The 6194-nt window shown below is 70.2% G+C and carries 6 protein-coding genes; 5 read left to right on the forward strand and 1 reads right to left on the reverse strand.

What is annotated here, in order from left to right; translation table 11 throughout:
* The first annotated feature begins 11 nt into the window (after positions 1 to 11).
* The 3 genes from TR50_RS28535 (at position 12) to icmA (ending at position 2789) form a co-directional block, all read left to right on the forward strand.
* The gene (locus tag TR50_RS28535) at positions 12 to 539 is read left to right on the forward strand and encodes a MarR family winged helix-turn-helix transcriptional regulator (RefSeq protein ID WP_042428290.1); all 528 of its coding nucleotides are present in this window, start codon (positions 12 to 14) and stop codon (positions 537 to 539) included.
* A gap of 34 nt (positions 540 to 573) precedes the next feature.
* Positions 574 to 921, forward strand: coding sequence for a DUF3817 domain-containing protein (locus tag TR50_RS28540; RefSeq protein WP_174514868.1), 348 nt, complete (start codon positions 574 to 576; stop codon positions 919 to 921).
* A 164-nt stretch (positions 922 to 1085) separates the two neighbouring features.
* On the forward strand, positions 1086 to 2789 hold the full coding sequence (icmA, locus tag TR50_RS28545) for a coenzyme B12-dependent isobutyryl-CoA mutase large subunit (RefSeq protein ID WP_042428294.1): 1704 nt from the start codon (positions 1086 to 1088) through the stop codon (positions 2787 to 2789).
* 257 nt (positions 2790 to 3046) lie between these two features.
* Here the strand turns inward: icmA and TR50_RS28550 are convergent, their stop codons facing one another.
* Positions 3047 to 3667 carry a TetR/AcrR family transcriptional regulator gene (locus tag TR50_RS28550; protein WP_042428297.1) on the reverse strand — a complete coding sequence of 207 codons (621 nt, stop codon included), beginning with the start codon at positions 3665 to 3667 and terminating at the stop codon, positions 3047 to 3049.
* 298 nt (positions 3668 to 3965) lie between these two features.
* Here TR50_RS28550 and TR50_RS28555 point away from each other — a divergent pair, with 298 nt between their 5' ends.
* Together TR50_RS28555 and TR50_RS28560 are read left to right on the forward strand one after the other, a co-directional pair.
* Positions 3966 to 4943, forward strand: a complete 978-nt coding sequence (locus TR50_RS28555) for a tetratricopeptide repeat protein (RefSeq protein ID WP_042428300.1) — start codon at positions 3966 to 3968, stop codon at positions 4941 to 4943.
* A 549-nt stretch (positions 4944 to 5492) separates the two neighbouring features.
* Positions 5493 to 6125, forward strand: coding sequence for a DUF6230 family protein (locus TR50_RS28560; protein WP_042428304.1), 633 nt, complete (start codon positions 5493 to 5495; stop codon positions 6123 to 6125).
* Positions 6126 to 6194: the final 69 nt, after the last annotated feature.

Consider the following 6194-nt stretch of genomic DNA (forward strand, 5'->3'; position numbering starts at 1 on the left):
ACGGTGTCAGCGTGCCGAAGCCGCTGAGCCTCTCCTTCGACCCCATCGAACGCGCCGACGAACTGTGGGCGCGGCGCTGGGGCGCGGTGCCGTCCATGGCGGCGATCACCTCGGTGATGCGGGCACAGCAGATCCTGCTGGCGCAGGTCGACGCGGTGGTCAAGCCGTACAAGCTGACCTTCGCCCGCTACGAGGCGCTGGTGCTGCTCACCTTCAGTCAGGCCGGCGAGCTGCCGCTGTCCAAGATCGGCCAGCGGCTGATGGTCCACCCGACCAGTGTCACCAACACCGTCGACCGCCTGGAGGCGGCCGGGCTGGTCGCGCGTCGCCCGAACCCGCTGGACGGCCGCGGCGTCCTGGCGGCCATCACGCCCAAGGGCCGCGACGTCGTCGAGGCCGCCACCCGGGACCTGATGGCCATGGACTTCGGCCTGACCGGCTACGACGCGGAGGGCTGCAAGCAGCTCTTCGAAATGCTGCGGCCGCTGCGGATAGCCGCCGGCGACTTCGAGGACGCGGAAGAGTCCGGGGCGGTGTGAGAGATCGACTTTTGTCGGTCTACTCTCGATGACTATGAACAAGTCCAACCCCACCTCCCTGCTCACGGCCTACCGTGCACTGGCGTACGTGACCGGCGTGGGCCTGGTCCTGCTCTGCGTCGCCTGCATCGCCCACTACGGTTTCGGCGCGTCGGCGACGCCCGTGATGATCGTGGGCACCCTGCACGGCTGGCTGTACATGGCCTACGTCGTGGTCGCCTTCGTCCTCGGCATGAAGCTCGAATGGCCGATGGGCAAGATCATCTGGACGGTCCTCGCCGGGACCATCCCCACCGCCGTCTTCTTCGTCGAGCGCCGCGTCGTGCGGGAGATGAAGGAGCAGATCGCCGCCCAGGAGCAGGAGCAACTGGTCGGCGCCTGATCTTTCGCGACCTCCGCCCGCGCCCCACGGTTCACCGGACCGTGGGGCGTTGTGCGTCATGTCTCCATCGACAGGTAGTAGGACGTCCGAGTAAATTGAGGTACTAGGACGTCCGAATATCTTCTGTATCTGCAGATTCTGCCGAAGGGCCAGGGCCACCACCGATGGACGCACAGCAGACCGACGCCGCCCGGGAGCGGTGGCAGCAGCGCTACGACCGCGCCCGCAAGCGCGACGCCGACTTCACCACGCTCTCCGGTGACGAGGTCGAGCCCGCGTACGGCCCGCCGGCCGGCACGACCTACCCCGGATTCGAGGACATCGGCTGGCCCGGTGAGTTCCCGTTCACCCGCGGCCTCTACCCGACCGGCTACCGCGGCCGCACCTGGACCATCCGCCAGTTCGCCGGCTTCGGCAACGCCGAGCAGACCAACGAGCGCTACCGGATGATCCTGGACGCGGGCGGCGGCGGCCTCTCCGTCGCCTTCGACATGCCGACGCTGATGGGCCGCGACTCCGACGATCCGCGCTCGCTCGGCGAGGTCGGCCACTGCGGCGTCGCGATCGACTCCGCCGCCGACATGGAGGTGCTCTTCCGCGGCCTGCCGCTGGCGGACGTCACCACCTCGATGACCATCTCCGGCCCGGCCGTCCCGGTCTTCTGCATGTACCTCGTCGCCGCCGAGCGCCAGGGCGTCGACCCGGGCGTGCTCAACGGCACGCTCCAGACGGACATCTTCAAGGAGTACATCGCGCAGAAGGAGTGGCTCTTCGCCCCCGAGCCGCACCTGCGCCTGATCGGCGACCTGATGGAGTACTGCGCCGCCAACATCCCGGCGTACAAGCCCCTTTCGGTCTCCGGCTACCACATCCGCGAGGCCGGTGCGACGGCCGCGCAGGAGCTGGCCTTCACCCTCGCCGACGGCTTCGCCTACGTCGAGCTCGGCCTCTCGCGCGGGCTGGACGTGGACGTCTTCGCGCCGGGCCTCTCCTTCTTCTTCGACGCCCACCTGGACTTCTTCGAGGAGATCGCCAAGTTCCGCGCCGCGCGCCGGATCTGGGCCAAGCGCCTGCGCGACGTCTACGGCGCCAAGACCGAGAAGGCGCAGTGGCTGCGCTTCCACACCCAGACGGCGGGCGTCTCGCTGACCGCGCAGCAGCCCTACAACAACGTGGTGCGCACCGCGGTCGAGGCCCTGTCGGCCGTGCTGGGCGGCACCAACTCCCTGCACACCAACGCCCTCGACGAGACCCTCGCGCTGCCCAGCGAGCAGGCGGCGGAGATCGCGCTGCGCACGCAGCAGGTGCTGATGGAGGAGACGGGCGTCGCCAACGTCGCCGACCCGCTGGGCGGCTCCTGGTACGTCGAAGCGCTGACCGACCGGATCGAGGCCCAGGCCGAGGCGATCTTCAGCAAGATCCTGGACATGGGCGCGGTGGCCGTCGGCGCGGGCAAGCAGCACCCGATCGGCCCGATGACCTCCGGCATCCTGCGCGGCATCGAGAACGGCTGGTTCACCGGCGAGACCGCGGAGGCGGCCTTCCAGTACCAGACCGCGCTGGAGAAGGACGAGAAGCGCGTCGTCGGCGTCAACTGCCACACCGGCTCGGTCACCCCGCCGCTGGAGATCCTCCGGGTCAGCCACGAGGTCGAGCGGGAGCAGGTCCGCGTCCTGGCCGGCCGCAAGGCGGCCCGTGACGAGGCCGCGGTCAAGGCCGGCCTCGACGCGATGCTCGCCGCCGCGCGTGCGGGCGAGAACATGGTCCCCCCGATGCTCGACGCGGTCCGCGCGGAGGCCACCCTCGGCGAGATCTGCGACGCGCTGCGCGACGAGTGGGGCGTCTACGTGGAGCCGGCCGGCTTCTGAGCCGCCCTCACTTCCCCTTCTCCGGGCCGACGGCGTCGACCATCGACGCCGTCGGTCCGTTCGCGCCTACGAGCCGTTCGCGCCTACGGGCCGGCAGGCCTGAGGGCCGGGGGACCCCCGCGCTGCGTTGGCGGCACGCCCAAGTACGCCCAGTACGAGGGCGCCCCTCCGCCGTGCATCTGGCCGCGCCGTGGGGCACCCCCGGCCGGAGGCCGGGGGAGACCCGGGCTGATCCGGCGCGAGTCCGAAGACAGGCCCTAGCCTGCGGCGATCTCCGTCAGCGGGGCGAGCAGCAGGGTGGTGAAGGCGCTGATCCACTCCGCCGTGGCGGGCTCGCCGCTGACCAGCATGCGGTGGACGACCGTGCCCGCCACGGTGTCGAAGATGATGTCGACCGCTGCCGAGGCCATCTCCTCGCAGGAGTCCATGGGCAGTTCGCCGCGGGTCTGCGCGGCCGCGCGGCCGGCGATGACGAGACGTTTCTGCGGCTCGATGATGGACTCGCGCACGCGCTTGCGCAGCAGCGGGTCGCGGGTCGCCTCGGCGAAGAGCGCGAGCAGCGCGGCCTGGGTCTCCGGCGCGGACAGCAGCGCGGCGAACTGGGCGACCACGGCCTCGATGTCGGCGCGGAGGCTGCCGAGATCCGCCATCTCCAGCTCGTCCAGCTGTTCCGCGACCGCCGCGACGACGAGTTCGTTCTTCGAGGGCCAGCGCCGGTAGAGCGTCGTCTTGGCGACGCCCGCGCGCGCGGCGACGTCGCCCATGGTGAGGCCGCCCCAGCCCAGCTCCGCCAGTGCCTCGCGGGTGGCCGCGAGGATCGCGCCGTCCGCGTCGGCGTTGCGCGGGCGGCCCTTGCGGGGGCCGGACGGTGCGGTCACGTCGGCTCCTTGTGTGACGACTGGGTTAACGAAGGCTACTCGTCGGTACTCCTGTCGCCGAGACGCCGTCCGGAAGAGTGGCGCAGCTCACCCGAATCCTGCTGCGCGGCGTCCCGGGCTCGATATACGCTACGACTCGTAGCGAAAGAGCGACAACCACGCTGTCGCGCGGATGGGGATCCGCGCTCGCTGAACAGTACGACCTTGTCACGCGCGTCACAGCCCCCGTGGTCCTGCATCCGGCAGCACAGCGGGGGTATTGGTGCGAACGGACCGGCCGACGGGGGAGGATAGGCCCATGCAGCCACGGAACAACATGTCCCTGCGCGGCGCGGTCGACCTCGCCGCGGTCAAGGCGGCCGCCGACGCCGCCGCCAAGGCGGAGCAGATGCGCGCCGAGCGCGCCAGAAAGGCCGAAGCGAGCGGAGCGGACGCAGCGGCCGAGCCTCTGATCTTCTCCGTCAACGAGGCCGACTTCGAGGCCCAGATCGTCCCCCTCTCGGCCGAGGTCCCGGTGCTGCTGCTGTTCTGGGCCGAGGGCTACGGCCCGGCCGAGCAGCAGGTCCCGGTGATGGAGGCGCTGGCCGAGGAGTACGACGGCCGCTTCGTGCTGGCCGAGGTGGACGTCCGCGAGAACCAGCGTCTGGCCCAGCAGCTCCAGCTGCGCGACCTGCCGACGGTGCTGGTCGTCGTCGCCGGCCAGCTGATCCCGCTGTTCGAGGGCCCGGCCCTGGCGGAGGAGATCCGTCCGCTGCTGGACCAGCTGATCAAGGAGGCCGCCGAGCGCTTCGGCATCGCCGGCGAGCCCGGCGCCCGCAGCGGCAAGGGCGAGCCGAGCCCGGCCGAGGACGTCGAGCTCCCGCAGGATCCCGCGCTCGCGCTGGCGCACCAGGCGCTCGACGCCGGTGACCTGGGCGGCGCCGTCCAGGCCTACCGCAACGTGCTGGCCGAGCAGCCGGGCAACGAGGAGGCCAAGCTGGGCCTGGCTCAGGCGGAGCTGCTCCAGCGGGTGCAGGGCCTGGACCCGGCGGCCGTGCGGGCCGCCGCCGCGGAGAAGCCGAACGACGCCGAGGCTCAGATCGCCGCGGCCGACCTCGATCTGGTGGGCGGTCATGTGGACGACGCCTTCGGGCGCCTGGTCGACACCGTGGGCCGCACCTTCGGCGAGGAGCGCGACAAGGTGCGTCTCCACCTGCTCTCGCTCTTCGAGGTGATCGGCGCCGAGGACCCCCGGGTTGTGAAGGCCCGGGGGGCACTGGCACGCAAGCTCTTCTGACGGGTGTCACCTTTGTGAGCGTGTTGCGGGGATGTGTCGACACGGTGATTAGGTTTATCAAATCTTGACATTCCGGCGAGACGGTCACGCAAAGTGGCCGTCTTCGCCTGTTGTGCCCACCTTTCCTGCGGGTTGGCCCTGAGTGCCTGTCAGTCGCGCTCACGGAGCGTCATGTCGGGCGCACCGCGAAGTGGAGCCCGGTTCACGTGTTCCTTACTCATCGGTAATGAACCACTTGTGCAGAGGCTCCGCATGGACCACGATCAGCACGCTCGGTCCATCACTCATATCCCCGGCAGCCGGTCGGGGGCGGGGGACGGAATCCCCACCGAGCGGGGTGTCGGTTCGCCGGCATCTGAGTTGAGGACAGGGGGGTCTCCGTCCAGCGGATGGAGCCTGTACTCGCAACGGGCGTGCCCCTCGGCACGCTCGAGTGGTTGTCGCTCGGGGGTGCTCTCACCTCCCGAGGACGTAGCTCTTCTCCCCATCTCCGGCCGGGCCCCCACACCTCGCCGGGAGATGTACGTCCGAGAAGGAGGATCTCGACTCATGTCCCAGACCTTCGGCAAGACCCGCTGGAAGCGGTTCGCCGTCGTCATGGTCCCGACGCTGGCCGCGACCGCCGCCGTCGGTGTCAGCATCGCCCAGGGCGCGCTCGCCGCGTCCTTCGCGCTCTCCGGCGCGTCGTTCAAGGTCGAAGCCGGCCAGCTGCACGGCGACGGGTTCTCGCAGTACGGCACCGTCGACGCGGTGGTGGACAGCAAGGGCGCCAAGACCAACCTGCCGGTGGCGGTCTCGGGCTTCAACAGCGCGAGCATCACCAACCTGTGCCAGTCGGTCGACGTGCCGATGCCGTGGGGTGACTACACCCTGCGCATCACCGCCGGTGACGCGGGCACCCCGGTCCAGGCGTCGAAGCTGTTCATCGACATGACGGACCTGAAGGCCGACACCGCGACCTTCAACAACATCAACATCGGTGTCGCCGGCGGCGCCATCAGCAAGGGCCCGGTGGACTCCACCTCCGCCGGCCAGCCGGGCTTCGCGGGCAGCTTCGGCCAGGAGGCGGACTCCGCCGACCTGACCAACGTCAAGCAGACGGCGTGGGCCACCTCGGCCGGCACCTTCGCTCTGGCGAACATGCACCTCAACCTCTCGTCCGGCAGCAACCCCTGCTTCTGACGTAACCGAGGTACCGGGGTCTTTCGGCGGGGAGGGCCTGTCCCCTCCCCCCCCCCTTCGCTGCCCTCC

The sequence above is a fragment of the Streptacidiphilus anmyonensis genome (genome assembly GCF_000787855.1).
GTDB classification, from domain to species: domain Bacteria; phylum Actinomycetota; class Actinomycetes; order Streptomycetales; family Streptomycetaceae; genus Streptacidiphilus; species Streptacidiphilus anmyonensis.

What these genes read in the sequence shown, in the direction of transcription:
- TR50_RS28540 (WP_174514868.1), top strand. Translation starts at nt 574, where the DNA reads ATGAACAAGTCCAACCCCACCTCCCTGCTCACGGCCTACCGTGCACTG.
- icmA (WP_042428294.1), top strand. Translation starts at nt 1,086, where the DNA reads ATGGACGCACAGCAGACCGACGCCGCCCGGGAGCGGTGGCAGCAGCGC.
- TR50_RS28555 (WP_042428300.1), top strand. Translation starts at nt 3,966, where the DNA reads ATGCAGCCACGGAACAACATGTCCCTGCGCGGCGCGGTCGACCTCGCC.
- TR50_RS28560 (WP_042428304.1), top strand. Translation starts at nt 5,493, where the DNA reads ATGTCCCAGACCTTCGGCAAGACCCGCTGGAAGCGGTTCGCCGTCGTC.